The 13,678-nt window shown below is 71.1% G+C and carries 14 protein-coding genes; 8 read left to right on the top strand and 6 right to left on the bottom strand.

The features are described 5' to 3' along the window. The first annotated feature begins 133 nt into the window (after positions 1-133). The 3 genes from O7628_RS11525 (at position 134) to O7628_RS11535 (ending at position 2,136) form a co-directional block, all read left to right on the top strand. Positions 134-943, top strand: coding sequence for a pectate lyase (locus O7628_RS11525; RefSeq protein WP_278130259.1), 810 nt, complete (start codon positions 134-136; stop codon positions 941-943). A 177-nt stretch (positions 944-1,120) separates the two neighbouring features. Beyond that, on the top strand, positions 1,121-1,645 hold the full coding sequence (locus tag O7628_RS11530; RefSeq protein WP_278130261.1) for a sigma-70 family RNA polymerase sigma factor: 525 nt from the start codon (positions 1,121-1,123) through the stop codon (positions 1,643-1,645). After that, positions 1,642-2,136: a hypothetical protein gene (locus O7628_RS11535; RefSeq protein ID WP_278130262.1), complete on the top strand. Its 495-nt coding sequence runs from the start codon at positions 1,642-1,644 to the stop codon at positions 2,134-2,136. Before O7628_RS11530 ends, O7628_RS11535 begins: the two co-directional genes overlap by 4 nt. A gap of 130 nt (positions 2,137-2,266) precedes the next feature. On the opposite strand, the gene O7628_RS11540 is transcribed toward O7628_RS11535, so the two are convergent. From O7628_RS11540 to O7628_RS11550, 3 genes are all read right to left on the bottom strand, one after another. After that, positions 2,267-3,976 (bottom strand): cellulose binding domain-containing protein, encoded by a 1,710-nt coding sequence (locus O7628_RS11540; protein WP_278130264.1) that lies wholly within the window; start codon positions 3,974-3,976, stop codon positions 2,267-2,269. Between the two features lie 335 nt (positions 3,977-4,311). Beyond that, positions 4,312-5,373, bottom strand: coding sequence for a tetratricopeptide repeat protein (locus O7628_RS11545; protein ID WP_278130267.1), 1,062 nt, complete (start codon positions 5,371-5,373; stop codon positions 4,312-4,314). 28 nt (positions 5,374-5,401) lie between these two features. Further along, positions 5,402-7,660 carry a CHAT domain-containing protein gene (locus O7628_RS11550; protein WP_278130268.1) on the bottom strand — a complete coding sequence of 753 codons (2,259 nt, stop codon included), beginning with the start codon at positions 7,658-7,660 and terminating at the stop codon, positions 5,402-5,404. A 401-nt stretch (positions 7,661-8,061) separates the two neighbouring features. Between O7628_RS11550 and O7628_RS11555 the strand changes: the two genes are divergently transcribed. Continuing rightward, positions 8,062-9,396 (top strand): tetratricopeptide repeat protein, encoded by a 1,335-nt coding sequence (locus O7628_RS11555; protein ID WP_278130270.1) that lies wholly within the window; start codon positions 8,062-8,064, stop codon positions 9,394-9,396. A gap of 320 nt (positions 9,397-9,716) precedes the next feature. On the opposite strand, the gene O7628_RS11560 is transcribed toward O7628_RS11555, so the two are convergent. Next, complete coding sequence (locus O7628_RS11560) at positions 9,717-9,911, bottom strand: DUF397 domain-containing protein (RefSeq protein ID WP_278130271.1); 195 nt, start codon at positions 9,909-9,911, stop codon at positions 9,717-9,719. An 8-nt stretch (positions 9,912-9,919) separates the two neighbouring features. Beyond that, positions 9,920-10,747 carry a helix-turn-helix transcriptional regulator gene (locus O7628_RS11565; RefSeq protein ID WP_278130273.1) on the bottom strand — a complete coding sequence of 276 codons (828 nt, stop codon included), beginning with the start codon at positions 10,745-10,747 and terminating at the stop codon, positions 9,920-9,922. 130 nt (positions 10,748-10,877) lie between these two features. Here O7628_RS11565 and O7628_RS11570 point away from each other — a divergent pair, with 130 nt between their 5' ends. From O7628_RS11570 to O7628_RS11585, 4 genes are read left to right on the top strand one after another with little or no spacing between them, the layout of a single operon-like run. Next, entirely contained in the window at positions 10,878-11,099 is a 222-nt protein-coding gene (locus O7628_RS11570; protein ID WP_278130275.1) for a hypothetical protein, read from the top strand. Further along, a complete protein-coding gene (locus O7628_RS11575; protein ID WP_176734093.1) occupies positions 11,096-11,266 on the top strand; it encodes a hypothetical protein in 171 nt (56 codons plus the stop codon). Before O7628_RS11570 ends, O7628_RS11575 begins: the two co-directional genes overlap by 4 nt. Then, on the top strand, positions 11,253-12,455 hold the full coding sequence (locus tag O7628_RS11580; RefSeq protein WP_278130277.1) for a helix-turn-helix domain-containing protein: 1,203 nt from the start codon (positions 11,253-11,255) through the stop codon (positions 12,453-12,455). The genes O7628_RS11575 and O7628_RS11580 overlap by 14 nt, the downstream gene beginning before the upstream one ends. Positions 12,456-12,457: 2 nt before the next feature. Further along, the gene (locus O7628_RS11585; protein ID WP_278130279.1) at positions 12,458-12,748 is read left to right on the top strand and encodes a hypothetical protein; all 291 of its coding nucleotides are present in this window, start codon (positions 12,458-12,460) and stop codon (positions 12,746-12,748) included. 263 nt (positions 12,749-13,011) lie between these two features. Here O7628_RS11585 and O7628_RS11590 read toward each other — a convergent pair whose 3' ends face one another. Continuing rightward, positions 13,012-13,671 carry a TetR/AcrR family transcriptional regulator gene (locus O7628_RS11590; RefSeq protein ID WP_278130280.1) on the bottom strand — a complete coding sequence of 220 codons (660 nt, stop codon included), beginning with the start codon at positions 13,669-13,671 and terminating at the stop codon, positions 13,012-13,014. Positions 13,672-13,678 lie beyond the last annotated feature (7 nt).

Genomic DNA, 13,678 nt, shown 5'->3' on the forward strand with positions numbered 1-13,678 from the left:
GACGGTTGTCGTACCGTAACAACTCGTAGGCAAGCGCTTTCCCGGTGCGTGCGGCGATACCGGCGAGGCGCTTGCCACGCCCGCGGACGCACGTCCGCCACCACCCCGTCCCTTGATCCGTTTCGGAGGACACGTGAGCACACGTGACAACGGCGCGACGCCACGCCACCGGCGGTGGCAGCTCGCCCTGCTGCCGCTCGTCACCGCAGGACTGGTCGCCACCGGCCTGGCCGTGACCCAGACCGGCGCGCAGGCCGCCACCTGGCCGACGCCCAAGAGCACCACCACCGTCACCAGCACCCAGTCGGTCAGCGGCACCAAGGACTTCGGCATGGTGCGCTACAAGGCAGGCGGCGCGATGGGCGACGGCGGCCAGAGCGAGAGCCAGAAGCCGATCTTCGAGCTGGCCGACGGAGCGACGGTCAAGAACCTGATCATCGGTTCGCCGGCTGCCGACGGCATCCACTGCAAGGGCAGCTGCACGCTGATCAACGTGTGGTGGGAGGACGTGGGCGAGGACGCCGCCACGTTCAAGGGCGGCTCGTCGGCGAACTACACAGTCGACGGCGGTGGCGCCCGGTCCGCCTCCGACAAGGTGTTCCAGCACAACGGCGGCGGCAAGCTGACCATCAAGAACTTCGACGTCAGCAACTTCGGCAAGCTGTACCGGTCGTGCGGCAACTGCTCGACCCAGTACAAGCGGACCGTCGTCATCCAGAACGTCACCGTGACCGCGCCCGGGTCGGCGCTGGCCGGCATCAACACCAACTACGGCGACACCGCGACCTTCTCGGGCATCACCATCTACGGCGACAGCAGCAGGAAGATCTCCATCTGCGACCGCTACACGGGCAACAACACCGGCAAGGAGCCCGTCAAGACGGGCAGCGGCCCCGACGGCACGTACTGCAAGTACACGTCGTCGAACATCGTCTACCGGTAGAACGAGGCAGGAGCAGTCCGGCCGTACGCGAGGCGGGCCGCGCACACCCACCCAGGTGGACGTGCGCGGCCCGTCGTCTGGTCGGCACCGCCCGCTGCGACCGCGCCCGCCGCGGCGGCGTACGCCGTGAACCTGATCGGCCGCTCGCCCGACTGTCCAGGGTGAGAGGAGGGCGAGATGACCGATGAGCTGCTGGTGGTGCGCGCCCAGCTCGGCGAGCGGGCGGCGCTGGCCGAGGTGGTGGCCCGGTGGCGCCTGCCGGTGTGGCGATACGTCCGGCGCATGCTGGACGCCGACCGGGCCGACGACGTCAGTCAGGAGATCTGGCTGGCCGTCGTCCGCGGCCTGCCACGCCTGCGGGAACCGGCCCGGTTCACGCCCTGGCTGTTCGCCATCGCCCGCCGCTCGATCGTCGACCGCCTCCGCACGGAGTACGCCAGGGAGCAGGAGACGCCGCTTCTCCACGACAGGTGTGTCGAGGACCCGGGTGAGGCGGTGGTGGTCCGGGCGGAACTCGTCGACGCCCTCACGGGCCTGCCGGTGCTGGAACGGGAGATCCTCGTCCTGCACTACCTGGAGGACCTGTCGGTGCGGGACTGCGCGCAGGTCTGCCAGGTGCCGGTCGGCACGGTCAAGTCGAGGCTGCACCGGGCGCGTCGCCTGCTCCGGGAGCACCTGAACGGGAAGGGGTACCGGTCATGACCGACGAGCCACGCCTGTCGGCACGGGAACTGCTCGACCACCTCGACACGACGCTGTCCCGGGGGACACGCATCCGCGCCGTGGCGGCGTTGCTGGCGGGGCTGGCGGGCGCGGTGTTCGTGACCTCGCTGTGGTGGAGCGAGCCGGGGCCGCTGCCGGGTCGTACCCGGCTGTCGTTCGCGCTGCTCACCGTGTTCTGCCTGGCCTGGGCCTGCTACGGGGGCTGGCTGTTGACCCGCCGGGTGCCGCTGTTCGCCACCGAGCAGGTGGTCGCCGGCTGGATCGCCCTGGCGGCTTCCCTGGTCACCACCGGGATCACGGCCTTCGCGGCGGCCCGCGGCGGCGCCGGCCTGTGGGCTGCGCTGACGACGGGGGGCCTGTTCGTCGCGGCGGCGCTGACGCTGACCGTGCGGGCACACCGCCGACGTGCGGCGCTGCTGCGCCGCATGCGGCGGCTGACGCAGCAGGACAGGCCAGGCGGCGACCGCTAGCGCGGGACTGCCCACCCGACCGGCCGAGCGGCCGGGCGACCCGCAGCGCCCCGATGACGGACCCGGACACCGGGTGCGGCTCCTCCGTCGCCGGAGGGGCCGCACCCGGACGTTCGACGTCCCGTGGCCGTCAGACCACCGTGCAGGCGACGCCGTTGAGGGTGAAGGCGGTCGGCTTGGCGGTGCTGCCGCTGGTGTTCGCCTGGAAGCCGATGTTGATGGTGGCCCCGGGGGCGATCGTGCCGTTGTAGTCGACGTTGCGGGCGCTCACCTGGCCGCTGGAGGGCGAGTAGGTGGCGTTCCAGCCCGAGGTGATCGACTGGCCCGAGGGCAGGGTGAACGCCAACGTCCAGCCGTTGATCGCCGAGGTGCCCGTGTTGGTGATGTCGATGCTGGCCGTGAAGCCGGAGCCCCACGAGTTCATCGTGTAGGCGACCCGGGGGCCCGAGCCACTAGGGGGCGTGACGGTGGGCGTGGGGGTCGGGCTGGGCGGCGGGGTGGTGGGCGGCGGCGTGGTCGGCGGCGTGGTGCCGTTCACGCTGGCCACGAAGGTCATGATGCTGCGCGCGGGCAGGTTGACGGTGAGCGAGCCGTTGGACATGGTGAGCGCGCTCTGCGGCGCGACGGTCCGGCTCCCGTCGGTCAGCCAGTTCTGGACGGTGCCGGACGCGCTGGCGCCCGACAGGGTGAACTGCTGGCTCACCGACGAGGTGTTCTTGTTGACGGCGACGATGACGACGGTGTCGCCGCCCCGGTAGGCCGAGACGTAGACGTTCGACGCCGGGTTCGCCGTCGCGTCGATCCGGGTGTAGCCGGGCCGGACGAACCGGGCGAAGTGCGCCATCATCGCGCCCCGCTTGCTGATCTGGCCGTCTTCCCGCATGGGGCCGTAGCTGCGCCGCAGGTACCACCACACGTACGCCTGGAACTCGGCGTCGACCATGGCGCGGTGGATGTGCTCGCCCACGTCGAGCGCCTCGGGCCAGGCGTCACCCGAGTTGGTGTTGCTGTTGGGGTAGTAGACCTCCGTCATCCACAGCTCTTTGCCCGCACCCTTCTGCTTGAACAGGGGATACGGGAAGTTCGAGTACGACGTGCCGTAGAGGTGGGCCCCGATGATGTCCACGTTGGCCAGCGCGGCAGCGTCGTTGAGGATCGGGTCCGACATGGACTTGACGTACTGGAACGACTCGGGCGCCATGACCCGGGTGCTGATCGAGCCGGCGTTCTCCTTCAGGAACCGCACCATCTCGGTGGTGGTCCACCAGGTCCAGTCGTGCGCGTAGTCGGGCTCGTTCTGCACGGAGATGCTGTAGAGGGGCACCCCGTTGTTGCGCATGTAGGTGGTGAAGTCGTTGAGGTGCTGCGCGTAGGCGGCGTACGAGCTGTAGCGGAGCCGCTTCGCGTTGGTCTGGCTGCCCCGGGTGAAGGTCTCGATCATGCTGGCCGGCGGGTTCCACGGCGACGCGAAGACCGTCACCCCCATCTCGACGGCGCGCTTCGCCGTGGCGAGGTCGCGGCCGAAGTCGGCCGAGCTCTCGCCGACGGGAATCCGCAGGATGGAGAAGCCCAGCCGGCCCTCGCCGGTGCCGAACGCCGTCTCCCGCTGGGCGGCCGTCAGGTCGCCGATCCAGGCCGCGTGGGCCATCGCGCCGTACCCCTTGATGGTCTGCCGCTGCGCCGACACGTTGATGGTCGCGGGCGCGGCCGAGGCTCCCGTGGCCCCCAGCAGTGTCCCGGCCGCCGCCGCGACCGGCACGGCCCCCACCGTCGTCAGGACGGCTCTCCGGCTCAGCACTCGCCGCTCGCCGCTGACCGGCCCGTTCTGGTCTTGCGTCATGTTGCGTCCTCCTGGCTGGTGGTGGTGATACGCGCGTGCCCCGGTCCTGCCCGGACCGGTCGGCACCGCCCTCCAGCGTCGCCATGGGGACTGCCCTTGACCCCGGCGTCAATGACCCGTCGGCTCTCATCGACTGACGCCACTGTTAGCGATAACAGTTTGAAAGTTTAAGTTCCGTCCATAAGGCGGGTCAAGCACCGATTGGGCCGGTGAGCAGGCGAACCGGCACCGGCCCGGGTGGCGACCAGCACGGTCCCCTCGGGGGTACGGGGCCGAACGCGACGCCGCCGGTCTGGGTCAGGAGCATCCGGCCCAAGTCGTCAGCGAGGTGGCCATCACGACCCCGTAGGTGGCGGTTCCGATCGGCGGTCTTCGGCGCGTTGCTGGCGGAGTTGTTCGAGGAAGGCGGTGTGGTCTTCGAGGCTGGGGTGGTCGACCTGCCGGTCCAGGTCGACGACGTGTTCGAGCTCCTGGATCGCCTGGTCGAGGTCCCCCTCCGCCCAGTGGACCATCGCGATGTTGAGCCGCGTGACGGCTTCGCCTACCCGGTCGCCCACCTCCCGCCGGATGGGCAGGGCCCGGTGGTAGTGGTCCAGCGCTCGCTGCCGGTCCTCCAACCCGTCGTACACGAGGCCGATGTTGTTGAGGGTGGTGGCTTCGCTGGCCCGGTCGCCGACCTCCCGCAAAATGGGCAGGGCCCGGTGGTAGTGGTCGAGGGCCCGCTGCCGGTCCCCCAAGCTGTCGTGCACGCTGCCGATGTTGTGGAGGGTGACGGCTTCGCCGGCCCGGTTGCCGACCTCCCGCAGGATGGGCAGGGCCCGGTGGAAATGGTCGAGGGCCCGCTGCCGGTCCCCCAACCCGTCGTACACACTGCCGACGTTGTTGAGGGTGGCGGCCTCGCCGGCCCGGTCACCGACCTCCCGCAGGACGGGCAGGGCCCGGTGGTAGTGGTCGAGGGCCCGCTGCCGGTCCCCCAACCCGTCGTACACGAGGCCGATGTTGTTCAGGGTGGCGGCCTCGCCGGCCCGGTTGCCGGTCTCCCGCGTGATGGGCAGGGCCCGGTGGTAGTGGTCGAGGGCCCGCTGCCGGTCCCCCAACCTGTCGTGCACGAGACCGATGTTGTTGAGGATGGCGGCTTCGTTGCCCCGGTCGCCGGCCTGCTGGTAGATGGCCAGGGCCTGCTGAAAGTCCTCCAGCGCCAGCCAGGGCCGACCGGTCGACGACCGCGCCCAACCCCGCTGGTAAAAGGCGCTGGCGATCGGTCCCAGGGTCAGGGTCGCGGTGGCCATGGCCTCCACGGCGGCGAACCGAGACGTACGCAACCACACCTGGCACACCCGGTCACCGACGTCCCGGGCGATCGCCGCCTGCCGACCGGTGACGGCGAGCCGATGCACCTCCACCCACCGCGGAAGGCCCGCCGATTCAGTGGCCATCGGAGGCGGCGGGGTCGAGGACCCAGAGCTGGTAGAGGGACCGGGCTGCGGCGGCGCACGCCTCGGTGTATTCGTCGTCGGTGAGCAGGGGCCGGACGAGGGGATGCAGGACGTTGGAGACGTAGTAGCGGGGCTGGCGGGTCTCCGGGTCGGTGCCCTCTTCGAGCAGGCCAAGTTCGACGGCCCGCCGGATGTGTTGGCCGGCGTCGGGGTGCTGGTGCAGGGCGTGGACGGTGGCGGCGGGCACGGGCAGCTCGACGACGTCGACCCTGGCGAGCATGCGGCGGAGCTCGACGGGCTGCGAGTCGAGCAGGTTGTCGGCCAGGACCGTCTCCCGGCGGAACCGGTCGGCCTCGGCTTCGATGGCGGTGAGCAGCCCGTCGACGTCCAGGGAGGCGTCGCCGACGATCCGGTCGAGCCAGTCGAGCAGCCGGGGGTTGCCCGCCGCCGCCTCGATCGCCCGGCCGCGGATCGTGCGGTCGATCGTGGACTCGGGGCGCAGGTTGGCCAGGTTCGCGACCTTCTTGTCCTGCTCGACGGAAGTGAGCGTCTCCAGGGCCTCGACGGCGATGATGGTGCCGGCCGGGGCGGGGAAGCGGTAGCGGCTGGTGATGACGACGCGGCTCGGGCTGCCGGTGTCGCGGATGGCGGTGAGCAGGGCAGGCAGGATCTCGGCCATCGCCGGGGCGAGCACCCGGCTGCCGTCGGCGCGGGCGTCGAGGTTGCCGGCCTCGAAGTCGTCGAACACGAACAGGCAGGGGGTCCCGCCGAGGGGCCCGTCGGCGTCGAGCAGGTGCCGCAGCCGGATGGGAAGCGGGAGCTGCTCGTTGTCGAGGAGCTTGTTGGCCTCGATGGTCTGGTCGGCGCTGTCGAAACGGATCTTGCTGGTCAGCTCACGGAACTTGATGGCGTCGACCCGGCCGAACCAGACGGCGCGCTGGTGGGTGGGCATGCGCTCCAGCAGCCGGGAGGCGAGGCTGCTCTTGCCGAGCCCACCCATCCCGGTCAGCAGCAGGCCCTGCGCCGCCCCCGGGGTGTCGGCGGGCTGTCGCAGGACGCGCAGGCAGCGCTGGATGACGCGACGTCGGCCGACGAACTCGGCGCGGGACGCCACCCGGGACAGTTGGGTCTGCGGGTCCAGGAACTGCTGGTCGGCGGGGCGCACCTGCAACCGCTTGCGGCCCTTGGTGTGCAGCGGCGTGACCATGGCCGCCAGCGGGGACCGGTCGGCGTAGACCCGGAGCAGATGCCAGTAGCTGCTCTGCTTGTCGTGGAACAGGTCGCGGCGGGCCTCGACGACGGCCCGGTCCAAGGGCTGACCGTCGGCCAACGCCCGGTAGAGGGCGGCGGCGAAGTCGGTGGCCGAGACGTCCCCCACCGGCAGCGCCCAGCCCAGCACCGCCGGGGCGCCGGCCTGCACCAGGCTCTCGCTCATCGACGGGAACACCCCGCCGTCGGGGGCGTCGGCGGTCAGGCATCCCGAGACGAACACCAGCCTCGGCCAGTGCCCCTGCATCGCCTGGGCGAGCTGGTCGGCCGTCGCCCTGGCGACCCCGCCGAACTCGTCCTCCACCACGAACACCGGCTCCCCGCCGGCGGTGGTGGCGTGCCCGCTCAGGTGCAGCACGTCGAAGTAACCGGGCCCGTAGTCGCGGGTCAGGAACCGCAGCCCCTCCAGGGTGCCGCTCTCCTCCACCACCAGATCGGTGCCTGTGCGGCGGGTCGCCGCCAGGATCGCGGCCTCCTCGGCCTCGAAGTTGAGCACCGGCTCGACGCCCTCCGGCGACGTCGCCATGAACAGCACCCGCAACGGCCGGTTGCCCGGCGTGACCACACCGGTCAACGCCGCGTGGGTGCCGACCGCACGCACCGGCAACAGCGGCGCCCGCCCGGCCACCGTCAGGAACGCGCCCTCCCGGGCGAGCAGCTCCCAGGGCAGGTGCCGCAACCGCTGCTCGGCGGTGATCCGCAGCACCGACCCGGCGGGATCGTCCAGCATCGGGGCCAGCCACCGCTGGTCGCCGTCGAGGAACTCCGCCAGCCGCGCCCCCAGCTCCGCCAGCCGGGTCGCACCGTACACCTTCGGCGCGACAGCGTCGGTGCTGTAGTCACGCCGCACCAGCGCGATCAGCTCGTCGACCACGGACCGGTCCAGGCCCCGGGTGCGGGGCGGCCCGCCGTCGGCGGACAGGCGAAGCTCGTAGTAGTTGGAGGTCTGCGCGAAGACCTCCAGCTCGAAGGCGCTCATCTGCCCATCCCCGTCGCGGTGGCCGATTCAGTTCTGCCCGCCGGCACCATGACCCCGGCCAGGTGATCGACGACGGGCCATGGCGGTCACTGTACGTTTCATTCGGATCCCGGGCCCGGCCGGAGAAGCCGGCTCAGGTGACGAGTTTCCGACTCACCGACCGCGCGCCGACAGTCGTAGCAAGAGACTTGACGACCGATGCACCCGCCCCACGCCGGTGCTGCCACGGCCCGCAGAACGAAGGGGTGGCCCGGGGCATGGAAGACCCAGAACCCTCACGAGCACGTCCCCTCGCCCCCGCTGCGACAACGACCATCGCCCGACAGGCGGAGGTGCATCGGCTCGCCGTCGTCGGTCGGGAGCCGGAGATCGCCCGCAGCATCGGTACGCGGGTGTGTCAGGTGTGGCTGGGCATCTCGCGGTTCGCCGCCGTAGAGGCCATGGCGACCGCGACCCTGACCCTGGGCCCGGACGTCGACGCCTTCTACGATCGGGGTTGGGCCCGAGCGGCAACCGGTCGGCCCTGGCTGGCGTTGGAGGACTATCAGCAGGCCCTGGCCTTCCACCAGCAGGCCGGCAACCGCGCCGGCGAGGCCGCCACCCTCAACAACATCGGCCACACCTACCACGGGCTGGGCGACCGGCAGAAGGCCCTCGACCACTACCGCGAAGCCCTCCCCCTGCTGCGGGAGGTCGGCAACCGCGCCGGCGTAGGCGGCACCCTCACCAACATCGGCGCCGTGTACCACGGGCGGGGAGACTGGCAGAAGGCCCTCGACCACTACCACCAGGCCCTCCCCATCCAGCGGGAAGTCGGCGACCGCGCCGGCGAAGCCGTAACCCTCACCAACATCGGCAACGTGTACGGCGGGCGGGGTGACCAACAGCGGGCCCTCGACCACTACCACCAAGCCCTTGCCATCCAGCGGAAGGTCGGCGACCGCGCCGGCGAAGCCACCACCCTCAACAACATCGGCCACGCGTACGACGGGCTGAGAGACTGGCAGCGCGCCCTCGACCACTGCCACCAGGCCCTTGCCATCCAGCGGGAAGTCGGCGACCGCGCCGGCGAAGCCATCACCCTCACCAACATCGGCGGCGTATACGACGGGCGGGGAGACCAACAGCGGGCCCTCGACCACTACCACCAAGCCCTGCCCATCCGGCGGGAGGTTGGTGACCGCGCCGGCGAAGCCACCACGCTCAACAACATCGGCCACGCATACCACAGGCTAGGGGACCGACAGCGGGCCCTCGACCACTACCACCAGGCCCTACCCGTCGCACGGGAAGTCGGCGACCGCGCGGGCGAAGCCATCGCCCTCAACAACATCGGCAACGCATACGACGGGCTGGGAGACCGACAGAAGGCGCTCGACCACTACCACCAGGCCCTCCCCATCCGGCGGGAAGTCGGCGACCGCATCGGCGAAGCCACCACCCTCAACAACATCGGCCACGCCTACCATGCGCTAGGGGATCGGCAGAAGGCCCTCGACCACTACCGCCAGGCCCTCCCCATCCATCGGGAAGCCGGCAACAGCGCTGGCGAGATCCATATCCGGTACAACATCGCGATGATCCACCACGCGGGCGGTGACCTCGACCAGGCAATCCAGCAATTCGAACACATCGTCGAACTCGAACGACAGGTCGACCACCCCAACCTCGAAGACGACTCCGCCATCCTCGAACACTTCCGCAGGGAGCACGCGGAGACCCAGGAACCCACCTGAGCCGAGATTGGGGCCTGCTCCGGCCGCCATCTCGCCCGCCCCAGCCCAGAGCGATCTTGCAGTTTCGGCCCCGACAAAAGGGAATTAAGAACCCAGCCGAGGGGCCGAAAGTGCAAGATCGGCGTGCTGTGGAGGTCGGGGCGTTGGGAGACCCCGTTGGTCCGACGCGTCTCGCACGATGCCAGGACGGCGTTCTGCCGCGTTCAGTGTTGCCCCACATGCCTGGCGGCGGACCTGGTAACGGCTGCGGAAAGGGCGTGCCCCGGCTCCGAAAGAGGGAGCCGGGGCACGTTACTGCCTCGCTGGTGCGAGCGGCGGCGCTAGTTGCTCTTGAGGGAGTCGACGAACGTTCGCCAGCCGTGGGCGTCGAAGGCCAGCGTCGGGCCGGACTTGTCTTTGCTGTCACGGACGGCCACCCCGTCGCGGAGGTCCGCCACCTCGACGCACGCGCCGCCGTTGCCGTCGCTGCGGGTGGACTTGCGCCACACCGCGCCGGTGAGGTCCGGGTTCGACATGTCAGCCTCTACTTCATCTCGTCGGCGATCCGCAGGATGAGTTTCCGGGACTCCGCCGGCCCCAGGGCCGCAGCCCGGAGACGATCCCACAGCCGATTGTATGACCGGAGCGCCTCGGGGCTGTCGAGGTAATCCGCGTCCGTGAACGTCTCCAGGTAGACGACGTCCGAGGCGACCTCCTCCCCGAACCGGAGGATGATGAAGGTGTACGAAGAAATCACATACGTCTCGGCATCCAGCGGAAAGACCTGGATCGTCACGTTCGAGCGCTTGGCGACAGCGGCAATATGGGACAACTGGTCCCGCATCGCCGCCCGGTCGCCGAGGTTCCGCCGCAGCGCCGACTCGCTGAGGATGAAGTTCAGCTCCGGCCCGTCCGGGCGATCGATGACCTTTTGTCGTTCGAGGCGCACTGCGGTCTGCTGCTCTACGTCGTCCCCTTCGATGATTGCCCGGATGTAGGGCTCGGTCTGGAGGATGCCGGGGATGACCTCGGACTGGTACCAGCGGATCTCCGCCGCGTCCGCCTCCAGGTCGAGATACTGCCGGAACCAGTCCGGCACGACGTTGCGGTAGCCGCTCCACCGCCCCCGCTGCCGTCCGGCGCGGGCGAGTTCCCGCAGCGGCTCGGCTTCCTCGCCGGTCACCCCGTAGAAGTCGAGCAGCAGCTTCAGGTCGGTCAGCCGGATGCCGGACTGACCCAGCTCCAGCCGGCTCACCTTGCTCGACGCCGAGTCGATGATCTCGGCGGCCTCTTCCTGCGTCTTGCCTGCCGCCTCGCGGGCGCGCTTGAGGGCGTTGCCGAGGCGACGCCGCTGGATCGTCGGGGTGACCATGCGGCGAGTATCCCGCCCCTGCCGCCGCCGATCCGGCGACACGCCGTGAGTTCCCAAATCAGGATCGGATAGCTAGCCTACTTTTCTGGACTCCTAATTTGATGGACCAGAAAGCCTCTCGGGAGGACTCATGGCTCGGCATGCGAAGAACCCGACGCGCCCCGGCCTGCTGCACCTGCTCTGGCCCTTCGAGCGCCGCCGCGCGAACCCGCCCGACTGCCGCTGTCCTCCGAGGACAGCCCCGGACCGGCCCGCGGCATACCGGGCCGTCGGCGTGGCGCGGGTGCCCTACCTGTCGGAACGGCCGGTGCCGGCCCTCGCCGGGGGCGACCGAGCGGGGCGCTGGTCGTGACGGCGCGGCGGAAGCCCGAGCGCGAGGACCGGGGCGAGCAGATCCAGGCGGCCGAACGGGAGGCCGCCCGGCAGCGGATCCTCGCCCAGGCCGAGGCGGAGCGGATCCCCGCCGAGGAGAGCACCCGGGCGAAGCCGGACCGGCGGTGGCAGCGTGAACAGCCCTGAGCTGCTGCCGGTGGGCCGGCGGGTGGCGTACTGGCGGGGGCGGCGGAGGCTGTCGCAGCAGGTGTTCGCCGATCGGCTCGGCAGGTCGAAGTCCTGGGTCGACAAGGTCGAGCGGGGTGTGCGGTCGCTGGACAAGGTGTCGACGTTGCGGGACATCGCCGCCGTGCTGCGGATCGACACCGCCGTGCTGCTCGGCCGCGACGCCCGGCCCGCCGCCACGGCCGAGCGGGTCGAGGGGGTGGAGCGGATCCGGGAGGCCCTGTCGACGTACGAGATCGCTCTGGGTCGGCCGTCGGCCCGCGACGGTGCCGTGCCGGCGGACCGGTTGGCCCGGGACGTCGAGCACGCGTGGGTGACGTTTCAGCATGCCCGCTATCCGCAGGCCGTCGCCGTCGTGCCGGGCCTGCTGGCCGGGGTGCAGCGGGCCGCCGCCGACGATCCGGGGTGGGGCCGGCCACTGGTGGTGGAGGGATACCGGCTCGCCGCGTCGGTGCTGGTGAAGCTCGGCGAGGTGGAGCTGGGCTGGTTGGCGGCGGACCGGGCGATGGCCGCCGCGACCGGCGATCCCGTGCTGGTGGCCGCCGCCGCGGTGCAGCTCGGTCAGGTGTTCCGCGCGGCGGGGCGGGCGCGGGCGGCGCAGTCGGCGGTGCTGGCTGCCGCGTACAAGATCGCGCCGGACGATCCGGCGGAGGGCGCCCCCGGGGCGTTGTCGTTGTGCGGGACGCTGCTGGTGCAGGGGGCCCTGTCGGCGGCCCGCCGGGGCGACGACCGCGCCGTCGACGAGCTGCTCGACGAGGCCGCCGGCATGTCCGCCCGGGTGGGCGACGGCCACGATCATCACCGTACGGCGTTCGGGCCGACGGCCGTCGACCTGGCCCGCGCCGCCGCAGCCCTCGACCTGGGCGACGCGGGCGAAGCGGTCGCCTGGCACGAGCGGACGACCCGGCGGGACGGCTGGCGGTGGCTGCCGGTGGAGCACCGCGCGGCGCATTTGGTCGACGCGGCCCGCGCCTACGCCTGGGCCGACGACTCGGCCCGCGCGGGTCGGGTGCTGCTCGACGCGGACCGGCTGGCACCCGCAGAGGTACGCCACCGCCCAGCCGCCCGGGAGGTGCTCGCCCAGATCGCCCGCGACCCGCACGCCCCGGCCACCATCGTCCAGCTCGCCGTCGCCGTCGGGGTGACCTGAGCATGACCGGGCCGTTCCTGTCACTGGCCCAGATCCGCAACCGGCTGGTCCTGACCGCCAGGGCGGTGCTCCGCGATCACCGGGCCGGGCCGGACGGCCGCTGCCGGGTGTGCCGGGTGCTGGAGTGTCGGGTGGCGACCGCCGCCCGCAACGTCATCGACGCCGCCTCCGCCACCTGCCGGCCGGCGGAAGGCCGGGCGGCGGAACAAACCCGGGCCCACGACGCCACGCCCCGCCCCGCAGGCACCGCCTCCGCCACCGAGCCCCCACTCAGAGCAGCGGACGAGTGGTAGAGGCAGACACAGATCTTGGAATCAGATGGCCCCTCCAGGGGCCGACTTCTTCCAAGATCTACCCACTGATCGGCGGGTCACTGCGCCGGCCGCCCTGGGCGTACGAGATGGCTTGGCCCTGGGAGCGGGGTCGACCCATCTCAGCTCGGGTCGCGCTCGGATCAGGGAGCAAGGTCGTGCTCGATCAGGGAAAGAGTGGTGTCGTCACCGCTTGGAGGCCACTCATTCCACGATCGAGCACGACCTTGCGCTGCTCGCATCGGTCAGCGGCCCTGGTCGGCTGGCGGCTTCCTGAGGAGCAGGCGGACGGCCTTGTCGACCCGGATGCCGGCGTCCATGAGGGGCAGTGCGCGGACAGCGCCGACCAGGAGTTGGATGCTCGCCTCGACGAGCACCGGGACGTTGAACGGTTGTCCCGCGCGAAGCCATTCCACGGTGAGCCGGTCCACTCCGTCGCCGAAGGCCCGTAGCGCCATGGCGACGGCGGGGTTGTCGGGGTCGAGCCCGAGGATCAGGCAGAGGTCGTGGAGGCCCTCGCGGCGGGCGGCTTCGAATTCGGCGGTGCCTTCGGGTGGACCGGAGTCGGACAGGACGAGGTTGAGCGCCAGGTCCGGATGGTCCGCCAGGTAGGTGAAGTGACCTTCCCAGTAGAGGCGGATGCGAGCGCCGGGGGGCAGGTCCGGGCGGGTGGCCGGCAGGCTCCCGAGGTCGCGGCGGGCCGCGCGTAGCGCGGCCAGGTATGCGCCGCACTTGTTGTCGAAGTGGTGAGCGAGCAGCCCTTGGGACACACCGGCGGCGCGGGCGATGTCACCGACCGTCACCTCGACATAGGGCCGCCGGGAGAACTCCTCCATCGCCGCAGCCAGCAGCCGCTGGCGGGTCTGCTCGGCGGCGGCCTGGCGTTTCGTGGTCGGTCCGGTCACGTGCCTG

Origin of the sequence: Micromonospora sp. WMMD956, assembly GCF_029626125.1 — a bacterium.
Lineage (GTDB): Bacteria > Actinomycetota > Actinomycetes > Mycobacteriales > Micromonosporaceae > Micromonospora > Micromonospora carbonacea.